This is a genomic window from Pseudomonas sp. 14P5.3.2 (assembly GCF_057799175.1).
Window position 1 is genome coordinate 1 of sequence record NZ_JBYOKU010000083.1, and the last position, 494, is coordinate 494.

The 494-nt window shown below is 60.5% G+C and carries 1 protein-coding gene; it reads right to left on the reverse strand.

All coding sequences use genetic code 11. The annotated features are described in order from the left end of the window. Positions 1-494, reverse strand: a 494-nt coding sequence (locus tag AC27VU_RS28920) for an immunoglobulin-like domain-containing protein (RefSeq protein ID WP_488725413.1), incomplete at both ends; no start/stop codon positions are given.

Sequence of the window (494 nt, forward strand, 5' to 3'; positions counted from 1 at the left end):
GTGGTCGAAACCGGCGTCTTGTCAGCGACCAGATTTTCGTAGTTACCGCCAGTCACACCGGTGATGGCGTTGGTCAGCGGGGCATGGCCGGTCAGCGCATCGTTCGGCGCAGTGGTGGTCACGGTACCGGTGGTTTTGCCCACTTCGATGGTGATGTTTTGACCATTAGCCAGAGTTACCACAACTGGCGAGCCAGTCACTGGCGCACCAACGGTCGCGGTGTAGGTGACGGTGCCACCTTCAGCCGCAGACTCGGTCGCGGAAAGTTTGACCGTGGTGGTGTCGATGGTGTCGGTGACCTGAGTCACGGCCGGCACAGTGCTCGGCACCAGGTTCTCGAAGTTGCCACCGGTAGCGGTGGAAATGGTTGCTTCGACTTTGCCCGCGTCTTTGTACACGTCATCGGCAGGGGCCGGAACGGTCACGGTGCCAGTGGTTTTGCCCGCGTCGATGGTGATAACAGCACCGTTCGACAGCGTTACGGTCACTGGCGA